The following is a 379-nucleotide window of genomic DNA, read 5'->3' on the forward strand; positions in this document are numbered from 1 at the left end:
TCATCAGCCACGGCATCGGTCACCACATGCGCCACGCCGTCACTTTGCAAAGCGTCGAGTGCTGCGCGTACAGCGTCTGCGCCTTTGGCGACGGTCAGCCTGTCAACAAGCCCCACCGCGCCACGGACCTGCGGCGCAAGCAGGCGCATCAGGTTGCTGTCACGCATGGGCGTCAGCGGATGATCCTTCATGGGGCTTTCAGCCAGAGGCTGTTGCCCAACAAACAGGTTACCCATGAAAATCGCGCGGCCGTTTTCGGGAAAAGCGGGACAGTAGATGGTCTGGGACGCGCCCAGATCAGCCATCAGCGCTTCGGAAACCGGCCCGATATTGCCTTCGGCTGTGCTGTCGAAGGTCGAGCAGTACTTCCAGAAGAACC

1 protein-coding gene is annotated in these 379 nt (G+C 60.9%); it reads right to left on the reverse strand.

Going from position 1 to position 379, the window contains the following annotated elements; genetic code table 11:
- On the reverse strand, positions 1–379 hold a 379-nt coding region (locus tag G0Q06_RS14265; protein ID WP_163967447.1), incomplete at both ends, for a four-carbon acid sugar kinase family protein.

This window comes from Oceanipulchritudo coccoides (assembly GCF_010500615.1).
Taxonomy (GTDB): domain Bacteria; phylum Verrucomicrobiota; class Verrucomicrobiia; order Opitutales; family Oceanipulchritudinaceae; genus Oceanipulchritudo; species Oceanipulchritudo coccoides.